Below are 16,340 nucleotides of genomic sequence, written 5' to 3'. Positions count from 1 at the left end.
GGGTTTCGCCGTCGCCGGCGTTGTCCCCTGAATCGGCGTTCCGCTACACTTCACTGTCTTTGTGGCCGGCGTTCCCTTCGTGGAGCGTCGTGCAGTGGCAGCCAATTGATCAGCGACCAGACGGTTTTTCGGAGTGGCGGATGGGCAATGAAGGGGTTCTGGATCCTGTCGAGGGGGGCTCGGTCGATCACGGCCGTCGCCGCTTCCTGACAGCCACCACTGCAGTGGTCGGCGCCGTGGGCGCGGGCGTCACCGCGGTTCCGTTCATCAAGTCGTGGTTTCCCAGCGCGCGAGCCCAGCTCGCCGGCGCGCCGGTGACCGCCGACATCAGTGCGCTCGCCGAGGGCCAGCGCCTGATCCTGGAGTGGCGCGGGCAGCCCATCTGGATCGTCAAGCGCTCGCAGGCCATCCTCGCCGCGCTGCCGACCCTTGATGACCAGCTGCGCGACCCGCAGTCGGAGAACGTGGAACAGCAGCCGGACTACATCCGTGCGGCCAATCCCGAGCTGCGCTCGCTCAAGCCGGAGATCTCCGTGCTCGTGGGCCTGTGTACCCACCTTGGCTGCTCGCCGGAAATGGTCGCCGAGATCCGCCCCGCGCCGTTCGACGCCAACTGGAAGGGCGGCTACTTCTGTCCCTGCCACAAGTCGAAGTTCGACATGGCCGGCCGCGTGTACCAGGGCGTCCCGGCGCCGACCAACCTCGTGGTGCCGCCGCACCATTTCACCGATGACAACACCATCGTCATCGGTGTCGACCCGCAGGGGGCCGCGTAAGCCATGTCGAACGTGATCACGCGCACCGCCAACAACGTGATGGACTGGGTCAACGAGCGCGCGCCCGGCATGATGCCGATGTACCGCAAGCACATGACCGAGTACTACGCGCCGAAGAACTTCAACTTCTGGTACTACATGGGCTCGCTGGCCATGCTGGTGCTGGTCAACCAGATCGTCACCGGCATCTTCCTGACGATGCACTACAAGCCGTCCGCCGCCGAGGCCTTCTCGTCGGTGGAATACATCATGCGCGACGTGGAATGGGGCTGGCTGATCCGCTACATGCACTCCACCGGTGCATCGCTGTTCTTCATCGTCGTCTACCTGCACATGTTCCGCGGGCTGATGTACGGCAGCTACCAGAAGCCGCGCGAGCTGGTGTGGATCCTCGGCATGCTGATCTACCTGGTGCTGATGGCCGAAGCCTTCCTCGGCTACGTGCTCCCATGGGGCCAGATGTCGTTCTGGGGCGCCAAGGTGATCATCTCGCTGTTCGGCGCGGTGCCCGTCATCGGCACCGGGCTGACCGAGTGGATCATGGGCGACTACCTGCCCTCGGATGCCACGCTCAACCGTTTCTTCGCCCTGCACGTGATCGCCCTGCCGCTGGTGCTGCTGTTGCTGGTGGTGCTGCACCTGGGCGCGCTGCACGAGGTCGGGTCCAACAACCCCGACGGCGTCGACATCAAGAAGGGACCCAAGGGCAACCGCTGGGATCCCAACAAGCCGGCCGACGGCATCCCGTTCCACCCGTACTACACGGTGAAGGACCTGGTGGGCGTGGGCTTCTTCCTGATGATCGCCGCCTTCATCATCTTCTTCGCCCCGGCGTTCGGCGGCTGGTTCCTCGAGCATGACAACTTCACCGAGGCGAACCGCCTGGTGACGCCCGCGCACATCAAGCCGGTCTGGTACTACACGCCTTACTACGCGATGTTGCGCGTGGTGCCGCACAAGCTTTCCGGCGTGCTGGTGATGTTCGGTGCGATCGCCATCCTGTTCCTGGTGCCGTGGCTCGACCGCTGCAAGGTCAAGTCGTACCGCTACCGCGGGCTGATGTCGAAGGTCCTGCTCGGCCTGTTCGCGATCAGCTTCGTGTGGCTCGGCAAGATCGGCGCCGGTCCCGGCACCGATCCGGTGGAAACCATCATCGGCCGCGTGCTGACCTTCTTCTACTTCGCTTTCTTCATCACCATGCCGCTGTGGACCAAGATCGACAGCACCAGGCCGGTTCCGGAACGGGTGACGACGCATGACTAAGCCGATTGCCACCCTGCTCGGGCGCGCCGCCGCGTTCGCGGGCGCCATGTTGCTGTCGTTCTCCGCGCTGGCCGCCAGCGGTGGCCCGGTGCAGCAGGCAGGTACCGACCTGGGCGACCAGGGTTCTCTGCAGCGCGGCGCCAAGCTGTACATGAACTATTGCTCCGCGTGCCACTCGCTGAAGTACATGCGCTACTCGCGCATGGCCGAGGACCTCGGACTGACCGAGGAAGAGGTGATGGAAAACCTCAACTTCACCGGCGCCAAGTTCGGCGAGCAGATCCTGACCGCCATGCCGGCCGCGCAAGCCGGCGGCTGGTTCGGCACCGCGCCGCCCGACCTCAGCGTGATTTCGCGCGTGCGCGGCAGCGACTGGATCTACAGCTACCTGAAGTCGTTCTACATCGACGAGTCGCGTCCGCTGGGCTGGAACAACACGGTCTTCCCGAACGCGTCCATGCCCAACGTGCTGTGGGAGCTGCAGGGCATCCAGCGCCCCATCCACGGCGATCGCGACGCGGCCACCGGCGAGCCCACCATTGCCAGCCTGGAGGTGTCCACCCCGGGCAGCCAGGATGGCGTGGCGTTCAACCAGACCGTGCGTGATATCACCGCTTTCCTCGAGTACGCCGGCGAGCCCGCCGCCCTCAAGCGCCAGAGCATCGGCGTATGGGTGATGCTGTTCCTTGCGCTGCTCACGTTCCTCGCCTGGTTGCTGAAGAAGGAATACTGGCGGGACGTGCACTGACGGGAAGGAAACCGGGCGACCGCCTGCGAGGGGCAGGCGGCGTCGTTGCGGCCGGCGGAATCCGGTCGCGGGAGAAGATCCGATGATGGCTGCGAGTCCGCGCATGCGTAACGCCCTGACGCTGTTTTCTTCCGCCGACGACGTCCTGTGCCACCGTGTCCGCCTGGTGATGGCGGCCAAGGGCGTGGCCTACGACCTGATCATGGTCGATCCGCAGAGTCCTCCCGAGGACCTGCTGGACCTCAACCCCTACCACTCGGTCCCGACCCTGGTCGAGCGCGACCTCGTGCTTTACGCGTCCAGCGTGGTCACCGAGTATCTCGATGAACGGTATCCGCACCCGCCGCTGATGCCAGTGGATCCGCTTTCGCGAGCCCGGCTCCGCCTGGCGATGCTGCGCATCGAGCACGACTGGGTCCCCCAGGTGCAGGCCATCCAGGTGGGAAGCAAGGCGCAGGCCGATGCGGCCCGCAAGCGCCTGAAAGAGCTGGTGACCGCGTCCGTGCCGTTGTTCCAGGCCAGCAAGTTCTTCCTCAACCCGGAGATGAGCCTCGCCGACTGCGCGATGGCGCCGATCATCTGGCGGTTGCAGGCGCTGGACATCCCGCTGCCCAAGGATGGCAAGGCGATCGAGGATTACGGCAACCGCATCTTCCGCAACCCAGGTTTCGCGCGCAGCCTCACGCCGCAGGAACGCCACCTGCGCGACCTGCCGACCTGAGGTCGATGGCGCGCGGTAAACTGCGCGCATGAGTAACGACGCACCCGTGATGACCAGCCACCGCCCGTACCTGCTGCGGGCGCTCTACGAATGGATCGCCGACAACGGCATGACGCCGCATCTGCTGGTCGATGCCATGCAGGCGGGCGTGCGCGTACCCGCGCACACCGTCAAGGAAGGTCGGGTGGTGCTCAATGTCGCCGATCGGGCGGTGTCGCGCCTGGAGATGGACAACGACGCAGTGCGCTTCACCGCGCGCTTCGGAGGCGTGAGCCATCCGGTCCTGGTGCCGATTTCCGCAATCCTGGCCATCTACGCGCGCGAGACCGGGCAGGGGATGGCACTGCCCGAAGATGTCACCGGCACCCCGCCGCCCGACGACGCGGACGACAACGGCCTCGGCGCGAGTGACCAGGGCGACACCTCCGACGATGACCCGGACGGACGTCCACCGTCCGATGGCGGCAGTGCGCCACCGCGGCGCGGCCACCTGCGCGTGGTGAAGTAGCCGCGCCAGTCGCGGGCGAAGCGCTCGGCCGGCGCAGATCAGTCGATCTGCTGCAGGGTTTCCACGACCGCGCGGCTCGGTCCGGTGAACGCCACCAGGCGCTCGCCGTGGAATACCATGCGGCCGCGATTGCGGTCGCTGCCCTCGTGGGAGTATTCGAAGCGGAACGTCCGCTCCAGGCCCAGTCGTCCGTCATCGCGCCTGCGCAGGCGCAGGCCGATGGCATGGACGGTCTGGTCGAGCAGTTGCACGCCGGCGGCGTGGCAGGCGTTGCGGCCGACGTCGATGGCGCGCTCACTGGCGGCGCGGCCGGCATTCCACCACGCATAGGCGAACGCGCCGGCTATCATTAGCAGGATCAGGCTGGGCATAGCTTCGCAATCTGGGGCAAGCCCTTGCTTTGAGCAAGCCTTTGCGTGGGCTTCACGCATGACGCCGCAGTTTGCGCCCCATGAATACCATCCGCCGAGTCGACATGTCCCCCACCTCCTTGGCGATCGCAACCGGCGATGGCGACTCCACGCTTGCCACTGTGGTGCGACCGGCACTGCCACGCTTCGTGCTGCGCGGCGTCGGGGGCGCGGGCTTCGGCCGCACATTCGCGCTGGTAGGCCCGACCGTGCTGGGGCGCGCGCCCGATTGCGGAATCCACCTCGATCACCCGGGTGTGTCGCGGCAGCACGTGCGGCTGACGCCGACCAGTGAAGGACTGCTGGTGGAGGACCTCGGTTCCACCAATGGCTGGCTGCTCAACGAGGTGGTTCAGCAGCGCGCCTGGGCACGCCATGGCGACGAGCTGGGCTTCGACGTATTGCGCTTCCGCGTGGTCGCGCCGGGGGCGGTTGGCGCACAGCCGGCTCCGTTGCGCAAAGCGCGCGCAAGGACTTCGGCATGGCTGTGGATGGCCGTGTTCGCCGTGCTGGGCGCGGTGGCGGCGCTGCTGCTGCTCCTGCGCTAGGCGGGGGGCGGCCCGAGCTTCAGCGAAAGGTCGACCGCGCGTACGTGCTTGGTCAGACCACCGATCGAGATGCAGTCGACGCCGTCCTCGGCGATCGCGCGCAGCGTAGCCAGGTCAACGCCGCCTGATACTTCCAGCGGGATCCGGCCGGCCGTGATCCGCACCGCCTCGCGGCGGGTGGCGGCGTCGAAATCGTCGATCAGGATGCGGTCGCAGCCCGCGGCCAGCGCGTCAGCCAGTTCGGCAAGCGTCTCGACCTCGACGATCAATGGCAACTGTGGCTGGCTTGCGCGCGCGACGGCGATGGCCGCGGCGATCGAGCCGGCCGCACGCACGTGGTTTTCCTTCAGCATCACCGCGTCGTACAGCCCCATGCGGTGGTTCTCGCCGCCGCCCACACGCACGGCATACTTCTGCGCCAGGCGTAGGCCCGGCAGCGTCTTGCGGGTGTCGAGGATGCGCGCGCGCGTGCCGCGCACGGCCTCCACGTGTGCGGCGACCGTGGTCGCGGTGCCGCCGAGGGTCTGCAGGAAATTGAGCGAACTGCGTTCGGCACTGACCAGTGCGCGCGTCCGACCGGCAAGCGTGGCGAGCACCGTGCCGGCGCGGACATGGTCGCCTTCGGCCACGCGCCAGTCGATGGCGACGCCGGGATCGAGCGCGCGATGGCAGGCGTCGAACCACGGCCGCCCGCAAACCACGGCGTCCTCCTTGCACAGCAGGTAGGCGACTTCGGGTGCGTCGGGCAGCAGGGCGGCGGTGACGTCGCCGGCACCGATGTCCTCGGCGAGCGCGCGTGCGACGTCGGCCGCGACCACGTCGGCCGGCGGCGGATCGAAGCGCGCGCCAGCACTCATGCCTTCGGAAAATCCGCGGCCTGGGCGGTGGCGATGGCCTCCTCGACCAGCAGCACCGGAATGCCGTCGTCGATGCGGTACACCGTGCGGCGGTCGCGCGTGACCAGGGCCTCGCGCAACGGCTCGGCCTGCGGCAACTGGTCGCCGCGCAGCAGCGCGCGGGCGGCGATGGCGCGGTTCAGGGACTCCAGGCCTGCCGGCTCCAGCAGCGCCAGCGACTGGCGCGTGGCGGGGCAGACCAGGATGTCGAGCAGCTTGCGATCCATGGCGATACGTCTCGGCGTGGGCCCGCTAGAATACGTCTTTGCCACGGGGGACGGCCATGACCGCCATCCACACCTCGCCCGTCGTGGGCATCGTGATGGGTTCGCGTTCCGACTGGGACACGATGCAGCACGCCGCGCAGCGGCTCGAAGCACTGGGCGTCGCCCACGAGGTCCGCGTGGTGTCCGCGCACCGCACCCCGGACGTGCTGTTCGAATACGCCGCCAGCGCGCGCGCGCGCGGCCTGAAGGCGATCATCGCCGGGGCCGGCGGCGCCGCACACCTGCCCGGCATGCTGGCGTCCAAGACGCCGGTACCCGTGCTGGGCGTTCCGGTGCAGTCGAAGGCGCTCAACGGCATGGATTCGCTGCTGTCGATCGTGCAGATGCCGGCGGGAATTCCGGTGGCGACGTTTGCCATCGGCAACGCCGGTGCCGCCAACGCCGCGCTGTTCGCTGCGGCGATGCTGGCAGCGGCCGGAGATACCGCTGTGGCGGCGGCGCTGGACGCGTTCCGCCAGCGCCAGACCGACGACGTCGCGTCGAACGACGACCCGCGGCAATGAGCGCCCGACGCCACGGCGCCGCGCGGCCGGCGCGATGACCACCGTCGGCATCCTCGGCGGCGGGCAGCTGGCGCGGATGATGGCGCTGGCCGGCGCGCCGCTGGGCCTGCGCTTTTCCGTGATGGACACCAGCGCCGACGCCTGCGCTGGGCAGTTCGCGCCGCTGGTGGTCGGCGACTACCGCGACCAGGCCGCGCTCGCGGAGTTCGCCGCGCGCATCGATGTCGCCACCTTCGATTTCGAGAACATTCCCGCAGCCTCGGCGCAGTGGCTGAGCGAGCGCGTGCCGATGTTCCCCAATCCGCGCGCGCTCGGCACCAGCCAGGACCGCTTGGCGGAAAAGACGCTGTTCCGCGCGCTGGACATCCCGGTGCCCGCCTTCGTGGCTGTCGCGACCCGCGACGAGCTTGATGCCGCCATCGCGACCGTCGGCGCGCCCTGCATCCTGAAGACCCGGCGCCTCGGCTATGACGGCAAGGGCCAGTACCGGCTGCGCGCTGCCAGCGATGCCGACGCGGCCTGGCAGGTGCTCGGTGCGCAGGCCACCAGCGTGGGCCTGATCCTCGAGGCCTTCGTGCCGTTCGAGCGCGAGCTCAGCGTGGTCGCCGTGCGCGGCCGCGACGGCACTTTCGCGACCTGGCCACTCACCGAGAACTGGCACGTCGACGGCGTGCTTTCGGCAAGCCTGGCGCCCGCGTCGGTAGCGCCGGCGATCGAGGCGTTGGCCGTCGCGCATGCCCGCGCACTGGCGGAAGCGCTCGACTACGTGGGTGTGTTCGCGCTGGAACTGTTCTGCCGCGACGGCGTGCTGCTGGCCAACGAGCTGGCGCCGCGTGTGCACAACTCCGGCCACTGGACCATCGAAGGCGCGGAGACCTCGCAGTTCGCCAACCACCTGCGTGCCGTGCTCGGACTGCCGCTCGGCGCGACCCGCGCGCTGGGGCAGGCCTGCATGCTCAACTGGGTCGGCGAGATGCCGCCTTGCGAGGCCGTGCTGGCCGAAGCCGGCGGCCATTGGCACGACTACGGCAAGCAGGCACGCCCGGGACGAAAAGTGGGGCACGCGACCCTGCGCTCCGATGACTCGGAAGACCTCGCGCAGGCGCTCGTCCGCGTAGGCGCGGCGCTCGGTCGCGAAACCCAGGTGGCGCCGGTGGTCGCGCGCCTCCTTACTTGAGGTTAGACGCCGCGAAACCCCAATCCGCCACGTTCCAGAACGCTTCGATGTACTTGCCGCGGGCGTCGCGGTAGTCGAGGTAATAGGCGTGTTCCCAGAGGCTCAAGGCGAGCAGCGGGCGGTCGTCACCGGTGATCGGCGAGGCGGTGTTGGCGGTCTGCACCAGCGCCAGCTTGCCGTCCGGTCGCTGCACCAGCCACAGCCAGCCCGAGCCGAATGTGGAAGTGGCAAGCGCTGCGAAGCGCTCGCGGAAGCGGGCCACGTCGCCGAAACGCAGTTGGATGGCATCCGCCAGCGCGCCGCGTGGCTCGCCGCCGCCACCGGCCGCGGCCGGTTTCATGCAGCGCCACTGGAATGCGAGGTTCCAGGCCTGGGCGGCATGCTGTTGCAGACGGCCCTGCGACCCGCGCACGATCTCCTCGAGCGTGGCTTCGGCCATGCCAGCCGCGGGTGCCAGCGCGTTCACCGCATCGACGTGCGCGCGGTGGTGGCGACCGTGGTGGTGGTCCAGCGTTTCGCCCGAGATATGCGGCTCGAGCGCGGTGCGGTCGAAGGGCAGGGCGGCGAGTTCGATGGGCATGGCCTTACAATACCGCGATCACAGTCCCCCGCATGCGGGCCCGCGCGGCCTGCAGCGCATTGCCGGAGCCACCATGGCGATCATTGAACGCATCCAGGCCGAAATCGACGGCCACCCCATCGTGCTCTTCATGAAGGGCACCCCGCAGTTTCCGATGTGCGGGTTTTCCAGCCGCACGGTGGGCGCCCTGCGCGCAGCCGGTGCGGACATGGCGGCGCTGCACACGGTCAATGTGCTGGAAGAGCCGGAGATCCGCGCCAACCTGCCTCGCTTCTCCAACTGGCCGACCTTCCCGCAGCTGTTCATCCACGGCGAGCTGATCGGCGGCTGCGACATCACGCTCGAACTGCACGAGTCCGGCGAGCTGGCACGCATGGTCGCGGAAACGCAGAAGGCGTGAGCGCACACGCGGCCGACGACGGGGCACCCGCCGCGCTGGCTGGCCGCGTGGTGCTGGTCACCGGCGCCGCCGGTGGGCTTGGCGCGGCCGCCGCCCACGCCTGCGCGCGCGCGGGCGCGAGCGTGGTGCTGCTGGGCCGCAAGGTGCCGAAGCTCAACCGCGTGTACGACGCCATCGCCAATGACCCGGCCGGGCTTCCGGAACCGGTCAATTACCCTTTCGACCTTGCCGGGGCGGGCTTTGAGGACCACGCGGAACTGGCCGCGCGCATCCAGGCCCAGCTCGGCCGCCTCGATGGCGTGCTGCACTGCGCCGCCGACTTCGCCGGACTGACCCCGCTCGAACACACCGACCCGGCGGCATTCGCGCGCGTCCTGCACGTCGACCTCACCGCGCGCTGGTGGCTCACCCAGGCCTGCCTGCCGATGCTGCGCCAGGCGTCCGACAGCGCCGTGGTGTTCGTGGTCGACGATGCCGCGCCCGACGCGGCCTATCGCGGCGCCTATGGCATCGCCCAGCAGGCCCAGCTTGCGTTGCTGGCCACGCTGCACGCCGAACTGGCGACTTCACCGGTGCGGGTCTCCGCCCTGCGCCCGGGCCCGATGCGCACTCCGCTGCGCGCGCGGGCCTACGTCGAGGACCAGGACCTGCGGGCGCGCGATCCGGCGCGTTACGCCGACGCCTGCGTGCACCTGCTCGCGCCCGCGGGCGTCGCGCATCGCGGCCAGGTCTGGGCGCCGACGCCATGACCATCGCCTCTGCGGCGCTGCTGCTGTTCCTGATCCTCGACCCCCTGGGCAACATCCCGGTGTTCCTGAGCATGCTGCGGACGCTCCCGCCGCACCGCCAGCGGGTGGTGCTGGCGCGCGAGCTTCTGATCGCGCTGGCGGTGCTGATGATGTTCCTGTGGGGCGGCAAGTACGCGTTGGAACTGATGCACCTGCGCCAGGAGTCGGTGTCGATCGCTGGCGGCATCGTGCTGTTCCTGATCGGCCTGCGGATGATCTTCCCGCCGCCGGAAGGACTGATGGGGGAGCTGCCGGGCGGCGAGCCGTTCATCGTGCCGATGGCGATCCCCCTGGTCGCCGGCCCCTCGGGCATGGCGGCGGTGATGCTGATGGGCACCCGGGAACCCGATCGCCTTGGCGAATGGAGCTTGGCGTTGTTCCTTGCATGGGCGGCAACGGCAGCGATCCTGTTTTCCGCCACCTATCTCTACAAATTGCTGGGGATCCGTGCCCTGATCGCGGTCGAGCGACTGATGGGCATGCTGCTGGTGGCGATCTCGGTGCAGATGCTGCTGGACGGTGTGGGCAGCTACCTGGCCAGCCTGCCGGGCGGCTGAGCCTCACGTTCGCTCAATCACTTGCGGGCCAAGGCTAAGTCATTGCTTGAGCTGGAAACTTGTGCTCCGGCCGCGCGGGGCGAAAGCGTCATATGACTGTCATCACGGCCAGCTAACGTGTTAATCTGTTGTTAACCCGTGGGCCGCCGCAGCGGCCCTCGGCGTGTGGGGACCCTCTACATCCTTCGCCTGCCGTGCCCGGTCTACGGGCCGAAATTTCCTTGCCTACCAAGAGTCCAGCCATGACCCGTCGCAATGCCTTCCGTGTGTCGAAACTGTCGCTCGGCCTGATCGCCGTGCTTGCCGCCGCACCTGTCTTCGCACAGAGCACGTCCGCCGGTGTCGGCGGCCTGGTCACCAGCAGCGACGGCCAGCCGGTGGTCGGTGCCGAAGTGGTCATCACGCATATCGAATCGGGCACCGTGAGCCGTGCCACCACGGATGCCAGCGGCCGCTACAACGCGCGCGGCCTGCGCGTCGGTGGTCCGTACGAGGTCACGATCACCAAGGCGGGCGCCGGCACCAAGACGGAAGACAACGTCTACCTGGCGCTGAACCAGATCGGCACGGTGAACGCAGCGCTCACCGGCGACGTCACCACGCTCGGCACCGTGACCGCGATCGGCGTCGGCTCGGAAGTGTTCAGCGCCTCGAAAATGGGCTCGGGCACCTCGGTCAGCCAGCAGCAGATCAAGGCCCTTCCGTCGGCGAGCGGCAACATCCAGGACTACATCCGCCTGGATCCGCGCATCGCGTTCACCGACCGCGCCTCGGGCAGCATCACCGCGGGCGGCATGAACCCGCGCTTCAACAAGATCACCATCGACGGCGTGTCGGCCAGCGACACCTTCGGCCTGGAAGGCAACAACATGCCGACCCAGCGCCAGCCGGTGTCGATGGAAGCCATCGAAGCCCTCGACATCAACCTGTCGAGCTACGACGTGAGCCTGTCCGGCGCCGCCGGCGCGAACATCAACGCCGTCACCAAGTCGGGCACCAACGATTTCCGCGGCTCGGTGTACGGCTACTACCGCGACGGCGACTGGTTCGGCGAGCACCCGCTCACCGGTGCCGAGTTCTCCGAGTTCTCCGAAGAATCCACCTTCGGCGCGACGTTCGGCGGCCCGCTGGTCAAGGACACGCTGTTCTTCTTCGTGAACTACGAGAAGTCCCAGCGCGGCAAGCCGAGCCCGGATCTCGCCAACAACCCGGTCATGCGTACCGACGGCGACTTCGACGCCGACGACCTGGCCGAAGTGCAGCGCATCGCGCGCGATGTCTGGGGCTTCGAGCCGGGCGGCACCACCGGCAACGGTGACACCGAGCTCGAGGAATATGCGATCAAGCTCGACTGGAACATCAACGAAAACCACCGTGCCAATGTCCGCTACAGCAAGCTGGAGCAGAGCAAGGTGCGGCCCGAGGGGTCGAGTTCCACCGCGCTGGCCCTGAGCTCGAACTGGTTCACCCACAACAAGACCGTCGAGAGCGTCGTCGGCCAGGTGTTCAGCGACTGGAGCGACACCTTCTCGACCGAGTTCAAGGTCTCCCACCGCGACTATTCGGCGATCCGCGTGACGCCGACCACCGCGCCCGCCATCCAGGTCTATTTCGAGGACGGCAACCCGAGCAACTTCCCGACCGCGGGCGACTTCATCCGCCTGGGCACCGAGCGCAGCTCGATGGGCAACGCGTTGCTCACCAACACCTGGGATTACTCCGGCGCGGCCACCTGGACGGTGGGCGACCACGACATCCGGTTCGGCGGCGAGTACAGCGACAACGAGATCTACAACTACTTCCTGCAGGATTCGTGGGGCAACTACAGCTTCTACCTGCCGTCGCGCAACGCCGCCGGCGTGCGTGACTACGGCGCGCTTATCCGTGGCGAGTATTTCGATTACGACCTCCAGTACCAGACCGCCCCGGGCTCGGTGCCGGCGCAGTACAGCAACCGCAACATCGGTCTGTTCCTGCAGGACACCTGGTACGTGAACCACAACCTCACGCTGACCCTTGGCGTGCGTGCGGACAAGCCGTCGGCCAGCCCGCAGCCGGCCTTCAATCAGGTGTTCGCCGGCCCGCAGACGATCGATCCCGTCACCGGTCGCTGGACCGGCGGCTTCGGGCTCGACAACTCGCGCACCTACAACGGCGACTTCATCGTCCAGCCGCGCTTCGGCTTCAACTACACCTTCGACAGCGACCGCCCGACACAGATGCGCGGTGGCGTGGGCCTGTTCCAGGGTGACGCGCCGCAGGTGTGGGTGAGCAACGCCTACCAGAGCACCGGCCTGAACTACATCGCCTATTCGAACTACCGCAATTGCGCCTACACGGGCCCGGCGCCCTCGGGCCCGAACGCCACGTGCCTGACGTCGCCGTTCAACCCCGATGGCCTGAATCCGACCATCCCGCCGTCGGCCAGCGCCAACCGCAACATCAATGTCATCGATCCCGACTTCGAGCTGCCGTCGGTGTGGAAGGCGAACCTGGCGATCGACCACGAACTGCCGTGGGGCGGCCTTGTGGCGTCGGCGGAACTGCTGGTCAGCAGCGTCAAGAACGGCCTGTTCTACCGCAGCCTGAACGTGGGTCCGGGCTTCACCGGCCCGGACGGCCGTACGCTGTACTGGAACCCGAACAGCGTGCGCCCGTTCGGCAACACCGCCAACCCGACTGCGGCCAACCCGGCCAACCCGGCGCGCTACAACAACAACAGCTTCTTCGGTGATGCCTTCCTCCTCGAGAACACCGACGAGGGCCGTGGCCAGCAGTTCACCGTGTCGCTGGCCAAGCCGTTCGGCGAGGAAAGCGACTGGTCGTGGAGCCTGGGCTATACCTACACGAATGCCGAGGAAGTGGGCGCGCTGACCAGCTCGACCGCCAGTTCCGGCTTTGGCGGCCAGTACGGCTTCAACATCAATGAGCCCTCGGCGACCACCGCGCGCTACGAGATCAAGGACCGCTTCAGCGGCTCGCTCAACTGGAGCCATGCGTTCTTCGGCGACTACAAGACGCAGGTCGGCATGTTCTACGAGGGCCGCAGCGGTCGCCCGTACAGCTACATCTTCGCGGGCGACGCCAACGGCGACAACCGCACGTTCAACGACCTGTTCTACGTGCCGTCGGGCCCGGGCGACGTCAAGTTCGGCGCGCTTTCCACGACCGGCGTCTTCACCGCGAATCCCGCCATGGAGGCTGCGTTCTGGTCGTGGCTCGGTGCGCAGGACGGCCTGCAGGCTTACAGCGGCACCTATGCGCCGGAGAACGGTTTCCGCGCTGGCTGGGTGAATACGTTCGACGTGCGCTTCAGCCAGGAACTGCCGGGCTTCTTCAAGGGCCACAAGTCGCAGCTGTGGGTCGACGTGCAGAACATCGGCAACCTGATCAATGACGACTGGGGGCACATCGTCGACTACGGCTTCAACGGCAACGTCGCCGCCGCCACCCTGGTCGGCATCCACGAAGGCAAGTACGTCTACGGCTACCGCAGCGGCACGGAGTTCGGCCAGGCTTCGGCGCTTGCCGTCCCGACCGATGCGGACTCGCAGACGAACGGCATCTCGCAGTGGTCGGTCACCGTGGGTCTGAGGTACGACTTCTGATCCAGCGACACCACGCGTGACATTCGGAACGGCCGGGCTTGCCCCGGCCGTTTCCGTTTGCGCCATCGCCTGCGCTAGAGTCTTCGCCCTGAACGACGACGACAACAATAAGAAAGAGAGGTCCCATGAATGACACCTTGAAGCCCGAGAGCATCCTTCCCACCGTCGATGCGCGCATCTACCCGCGTGGCGGCCTCGACGTGCTCTCGCGCGAGGAAGTCGCACGCCTGAAGGACGCCTCCGCCGGCGGCCTGCACGACCTGCTGCGGCGCTGCGCGCTTGCCGTGCTGACCAGCGGCAGCGCGTCGGACGACCCGCGCGCCGCCCAGGAGATGTACCCCGACTTCGACATCCAGGTGGCGCAGCAGGACCGCGGCGTGCGCATTGAACTGAGCAACGCCCCGGCAATGGCCTTCGTGGACGGCGAGATCATCCGCGGCGTGGCCGAATTGCTGTTCGCCACCGTGCGCGACCTGGCCTACATGTCGATCGAGCTCGGCCCCGAGTACGCCAAGGACCTGGAATCGTCGGCCGGAATCACCGATGCCGTGTTCGGCCTGCTGCGCAACGCGCGCCTGCTGTATCCCACCGATCCCAACCTGGTCGTGTGCTGGGGCGGGCATTCGATCGGCCGCGACGAGTACGAGTACACCAAGCTGGTGGGCTACGAGCTCGGCCTGCGCGGCCTCGATATCTGCACCGGTTGCGGCCCCGGCGCCATGAAGGGCCCGATGAAGGGCGCCAATATCGCGCATGCCAAGCAGCGCCAGCGCCGCCCGCGCTACATCGGCATCACCGAGCCGGGCATCATCGCCGCCGAATCGCCGAACCCGATCGTCAACAACCTGGTGATCATGCCGGACATCGAGAAGCGCCTCGAAGCGTTCGTGCGCATCGGCCACGGCATCATCGTGTTCCCGGGTGGCGTGGGCACCGCCGAAGAGATCCTCTACCTGCTCGGCCTCCTGCTGCGCGAGGAGAACATGGAGCTGCCGTTCCCGCTGATCCTCACCGGCCCGGTCGCCGCCGCGCCGTACTTCGAGCAGATCGACCGCTTCATCCGCCTCACCCTCGGCGACGCCGCCACCGAGCGCTACGAGATCATCATCGGCGACCCGCAGACCGTCGCGCGGCGCATGGTCGAAGGCGTCAAGCGCGTGCGCAGCTCGCGCATCGCGCACAAGGATTCGTTCTACTTCAACTGGGGCCTGGAAGTGCCGCTGCCGTTCCAGCAGCCGTTCGTGCCGACGCATGAGGCCATGGCCGGGTTGGACCTGCACCACGGCCGCAAGCCGCACGAGCTGGCCGCTGACCTGCGCCGGGCGTTCTCCGGGATCGTGGCGGGGAACGTGAAGGAAGACGGGATGAGGCGGATCGAAGCGTTCGGCCCGTTCCAGATCCACGGCGACAAGGACATGATGGAGTCGCTGGATGCGCTGCTGCGGGCGTTCGTGGAGCAGCGGCGGATGAAGATCAGCGGGGAGTACCGGCCTTGTTATGAGGTGGTGACCTGAGGTCAGGCGGTCCCTGCCACCTTGGGGATCCTCAAGGTGGCGGTGAACCCGTCGGGTGTGCGCATGGTTTCAAGCGTGCCACCGCCCCCCGCCATGGCTTCGATCCGTGCCCTGACGGCCGCCACTCCGATTCCGTGCCCCTTGCCCGAGCCGCCGACGCCTTCGGGCACGGAATTCTGCACCGCCACTTTGAGCAATGGTCCTTCGGACGCGACGTCGATCGTCATTGATCCACCGCGGCTGTCCGGCTCTATTCCGTGCCGGATGGCATTTTCCACCAGAGGCTGCACGGAAAGGGAGGGGAGCCTGGTGGCGAGCAGATCGGCGGGCGAAGCGGTCACATTCCAGCGCAACTCGAGGCGCTCGCCGAAGCGCAATGATTCGATTTCCAGATAGCGCCTTGCCAAGGTCAGCTCTTCATCAAGCGTGACTTCAGCCGGTCCGGCCAGCGCTGCCCGGAACAGGTCGGACAGGTCGAGCAGCAGTCGTTCGGCCTCCTCGGGCCGGCTATGCACCAGCGCGATGCCGGTGTTGAGCGTATTGAAGAGGAAATGCGGCCTGAGCCTGGCCTGCAGCGCCTCGAGTTCTGCCTGCTTGGCGCGCACCGCCATCTGGCGGATGTGCCAATGGGCCCGAAAGGCTGCCAGCCCCAGCAAGCCGACGGTCAACGCCATGACGGTCAGCTGCACGGTCAGGCCGAGCCAGCCCGCGCCAGGCTCGTGCCAGATGTCGCGAAGAAAGAACCAGGCCAGGCCGCTGACGAGCCATGTGCTGACCAGCAATGCCACCAGCGCGGCCTGCGCGCCAAGCATCGGACTGGCCCGCGACAGTCTCCGGCGCCCAAGGAAGAGCATGCCCATCGCCATGAGCGCGATCCATTGCGTGGAAAACGAAGCCATCCCGAAGTAGGTCAGACGATCCCCGGTGACACCAGGCGCCAACGCCAGAACAAGAGCCAGTGCTTCGCCGGCGAGGACGATCCTGATGATCGTGCTGGCCTCCCACAGCGTGTCCAATGGTCGGAGCGGGGTTGGTGTCGGGGCTATGCGGGACGGG

General features: G+C 67.6%; 18 protein-coding genes. 13 read left to right on the top strand and 5 right to left on the bottom strand.

What is annotated here, in order from left to right; genetic code table 11:
- The first annotated feature begins 140 nt into the window (after positions 1-140).
- The 5 genes from petA (at position 141) to JHB91_RS06445 (ending at position 4,016) form a co-directional block, all read left to right on the top strand.
- Complete coding sequence (gene petA, locus JHB91_RS06465) at positions 141-776, top strand: ubiquinol-cytochrome c reductase iron-sulfur subunit (protein ID WP_199472151.1); 636 nt, start codon at positions 141-143, stop codon at positions 774-776.
- A 3-nt stretch (positions 777-779) separates the two neighbouring features.
- A complete protein-coding gene (locus tag JHB91_RS06460; protein WP_199375195.1) occupies positions 780-2,039 on the top strand; it encodes a cytochrome bc complex cytochrome b subunit in 1,260 nt (419 codons plus the stop codon).
- The gene (locus tag JHB91_RS06455) at positions 2,032-2,787 is read left to right on the top strand and encodes a cytochrome c1 (RefSeq protein ID WP_199375196.1); all 756 of its coding nucleotides are present in this window, start codon (positions 2,032-2,034) and stop codon (positions 2,785-2,787) included. Before JHB91_RS06460 ends, JHB91_RS06455 begins: the two co-directional genes overlap by 8 nt.
- Positions 2,788-2,872: 85 nt before the next feature.
- Positions 2,873-3,508: a glutathione S-transferase N-terminal domain-containing protein gene (locus JHB91_RS06450; protein ID WP_199375197.1), complete on the top strand. Its 636-nt coding sequence runs from the start codon at positions 2,873-2,875 to the stop codon at positions 3,506-3,508.
- Positions 3,509-3,536: 28 nt separating this feature from the next.
- Positions 3,537-4,016 (top strand): ClpXP protease specificity-enhancing factor, encoded by a 480-nt coding sequence (locus JHB91_RS06445; RefSeq protein ID WP_199472150.1) that lies wholly within the window; start codon positions 3,537-3,539, stop codon positions 4,014-4,016.
- A 38-nt stretch (positions 4,017-4,054) separates the two neighbouring features.
- On the opposite strand, the gene JHB91_RS06440 is transcribed toward JHB91_RS06445, so the two are convergent.
- Complete coding sequence (locus JHB91_RS06440) at positions 4,055-4,387, bottom strand: DUF3301 domain-containing protein (RefSeq protein ID WP_199472149.1); 333 nt, start codon at positions 4,385-4,387, stop codon at positions 4,055-4,057.
- 104 nt (positions 4,388-4,491) lie between these two features.
- Between JHB91_RS06440 and JHB91_RS06435 the strand changes: the two genes are divergently transcribed.
- On the top strand, positions 4,492-4,974 hold the full coding sequence (locus JHB91_RS06435; RefSeq protein ID WP_199472148.1) for an FHA domain-containing protein: 483 nt from the start codon (positions 4,492-4,494) through the stop codon (positions 4,972-4,974).
- Here the strand turns inward: JHB91_RS06435 and nadC are convergent.
- A complete protein-coding gene (gene nadC, locus JHB91_RS06430; protein ID WP_199472147.1) occupies positions 4,971-5,831 on the bottom strand; it encodes a carboxylating nicotinate-nucleotide diphosphorylase in 861 nt (286 codons plus the stop codon). The genes JHB91_RS06435 and nadC overlap by 4 nt on opposite strands.
- Positions 5,828-6,097, bottom strand: a complete 270-nt coding sequence (locus JHB91_RS06425) for a Trm112 family protein (protein ID WP_199472146.1) — start codon at positions 6,095-6,097, stop codon at positions 5,828-5,830. Before JHB91_RS06425 ends, nadC begins: the two co-directional genes overlap by 4 nt.
- A 56-nt stretch (positions 6,098-6,153) precedes the next feature.
- Here JHB91_RS06425 and purE point away from each other — a divergent pair, with 56 nt between their 5' ends.
- Both purE and JHB91_RS06415 read left to right on the top strand, forming a co-directional pair.
- Positions 6,154-6,660 carry a 5-(carboxyamino)imidazole ribonucleotide mutase gene (gene purE / locus JHB91_RS06420; protein ID WP_199375203.1) on the top strand — a complete coding sequence of 169 codons (507 nt, stop codon included), beginning with the start codon at positions 6,154-6,156 and terminating at the stop codon, positions 6,658-6,660.
- 34 nt (positions 6,661-6,694) lie between these two features.
- A complete protein-coding gene (locus JHB91_RS06415; RefSeq protein ID WP_199472145.1) occupies positions 6,695-7,837 on the top strand; it encodes a 5-(carboxyamino)imidazole ribonucleotide synthase in 1,143 nt (380 codons plus the stop codon).
- Here the strand turns inward: JHB91_RS06415 and JHB91_RS06410 are convergent.
- Positions 7,830-8,417: a Fe-Mn family superoxide dismutase gene (locus JHB91_RS06410; protein ID WP_199472144.1), complete on the bottom strand. Its 588-nt coding sequence runs from the start codon at positions 8,415-8,417 to the stop codon at positions 7,830-7,832. The genes JHB91_RS06415 and JHB91_RS06410 overlap by 8 nt on opposite strands.
- A gap of 73 nt (positions 8,418-8,490) precedes the next feature.
- Here JHB91_RS06410 and grxD point away from each other — a divergent pair, with 73 nt between their 5' ends.
- From grxD to ppnN, 5 genes are all read left to right on the top strand, one after another.
- Positions 8,491-8,817 (top strand): Grx4 family monothiol glutaredoxin, encoded by a 327-nt coding sequence (gene grxD / locus JHB91_RS06405; RefSeq protein ID WP_199375206.1) that lies wholly within the window; start codon positions 8,491-8,493, stop codon positions 8,815-8,817.
- A complete protein-coding gene (locus JHB91_RS06400) occupies positions 8,814-9,566 on the top strand; it encodes an SDR family NAD(P)-dependent oxidoreductase (protein ID WP_199472143.1) in 753 nt (250 codons plus the stop codon). Before grxD ends, JHB91_RS06400 begins: the two co-directional genes overlap by 4 nt.
- The gene (locus JHB91_RS06395; RefSeq protein ID WP_199375208.1) at positions 9,563-10,162 is read left to right on the top strand and encodes a MarC family protein; all 600 of its coding nucleotides are present in this window, start codon (positions 9,563-9,565) and stop codon (positions 10,160-10,162) included. Before JHB91_RS06400 ends, JHB91_RS06395 begins: the two co-directional genes overlap by 4 nt.
- A 242-nt stretch (positions 10,163-10,404) precedes the next feature.
- Positions 10,405-13,770, top strand: a complete 3,366-nt coding sequence (locus JHB91_RS06390; RefSeq protein ID WP_233398530.1) for a TonB-dependent receptor — start codon at positions 10,405-10,407, stop codon at positions 13,768-13,770.
- Positions 13,771-13,895: 125 nt separating this feature from the next.
- A complete protein-coding gene (gene ppnN / locus JHB91_RS06385) occupies positions 13,896-15,284 on the top strand; it encodes a nucleotide 5'-monophosphate nucleosidase PpnN (RefSeq protein WP_199375209.1) in 1,389 nt (462 codons plus the stop codon).
- A gap of 2 nt (positions 15,285-15,286) precedes the next feature.
- Here ppnN and JHB91_RS06380 read toward each other — a convergent pair whose 3' ends face one another.
- Entirely contained in the window at positions 15,287-16,300 is a 1,014-nt protein-coding gene (locus JHB91_RS06380; RefSeq protein WP_233398529.1) for a histidine kinase, read from the bottom strand.
- Between the last annotated feature and the right edge of the window lie 40 nt (positions 16,301-16,340).

The sequence above is a fragment of the Luteimonas sp. MC1828 genome, assembly GCF_016461615.1.
In the GTDB taxonomy this organism is placed as follows: Bacteria; Pseudomonadota; Gammaproteobacteria; order Xanthomonadales; family Xanthomonadaceae; genus Luteimonas.
Note: the sequence above shows the minus strand (reverse complement) of the source record. Positions and strands in the feature narration are given on the sequence as shown.

Coding starts and splice junctions, on each gene's coding strand:
- JHB91_RS06390 (WP_233398530.1), top strand. CDS start 10,405: ATGACCCGTCGCAATGCCTTCCGTGTGTCGAAACTGTCGCTCGGCCTG.
- JHB91_RS06455 (WP_199375196.1), top strand. CDS start 2,032: ATGACTAAGCCGATTGCCACCCTGCTCGGGCGCGCCGCCGCGTTCGCG.
- JHB91_RS06445 (WP_199472150.1), top strand. CDS start 3,537: ATGAGTAACGACGCACCCGTGATGACCAGCCACCGCCCGTACCTGCTG.
- JHB91_RS06450 (WP_199375197.1), top strand. CDS start 2,873: ATGGCTGCGAGTCCGCGCATGCGTAACGCCCTGACGCTGTTTTCTTCC.
- purE (WP_199375203.1), top strand. CDS start 6,154: ATGACCGCCATCCACACCTCGCCCGTCGTGGGCATCGTGATGGGTTCG.
- JHB91_RS06410 (WP_199472144.1), bottom strand. CDS start 8,417: ATGCCCATCGAACTCGCCGCCCTGCCCTTCGACCGCACCGCGCTCGAG.
- grxD (WP_199375206.1), top strand. CDS start 8,491: ATGGCGATCATTGAACGCATCCAGGCCGAAATCGACGGCCACCCCATC.
- nadC (WP_199472147.1), bottom strand. CDS start 5,831: ATGAGTGCTGGCGCGCGCTTCGATCCGCCGCCGGCCGACGTGGTCGCG.
- ppnN (WP_199375209.1), top strand. CDS start 13,896: ATGAATGACACCTTGAAGCCCGAGAGCATCCTTCCCACCGTCGATGCG.
- JHB91_RS06415 (WP_199472145.1), top strand. CDS start 6,695: ATGACCACCGTCGGCATCCTCGGCGGCGGGCAGCTGGCGCGGATGATG.
- JHB91_RS06395 (WP_199375208.1), top strand. CDS start 9,563: ATGACCATCGCCTCTGCGGCGCTGCTGCTGTTCCTGATCCTCGACCCC.
- JHB91_RS06460 (WP_199375195.1), top strand. CDS start 780: ATGTCGAACGTGATCACGCGCACCGCCAACAACGTGATGGACTGGGTC.
- JHB91_RS06440 (WP_199472149.1), bottom strand. CDS start 4,387: ATGCCCAGCCTGATCCTGCTAATGATAGCCGGCGCGTTCGCCTATGCG.
- petA (WP_199472151.1), top strand. CDS start 141: ATGGGCAATGAAGGGGTTCTGGATCCTGTCGAGGGGGGCTCGGTCGAT.
- JHB91_RS06435 (WP_199472148.1), top strand. CDS start 4,492: ATGTCCCCCACCTCCTTGGCGATCGCAACCGGCGATGGCGACTCCACG.
- JHB91_RS06425 (WP_199472146.1), bottom strand. CDS start 6,097: ATGGATCGCAAGCTGCTCGACATCCTGGTCTGCCCCGCCACGCGCCAG.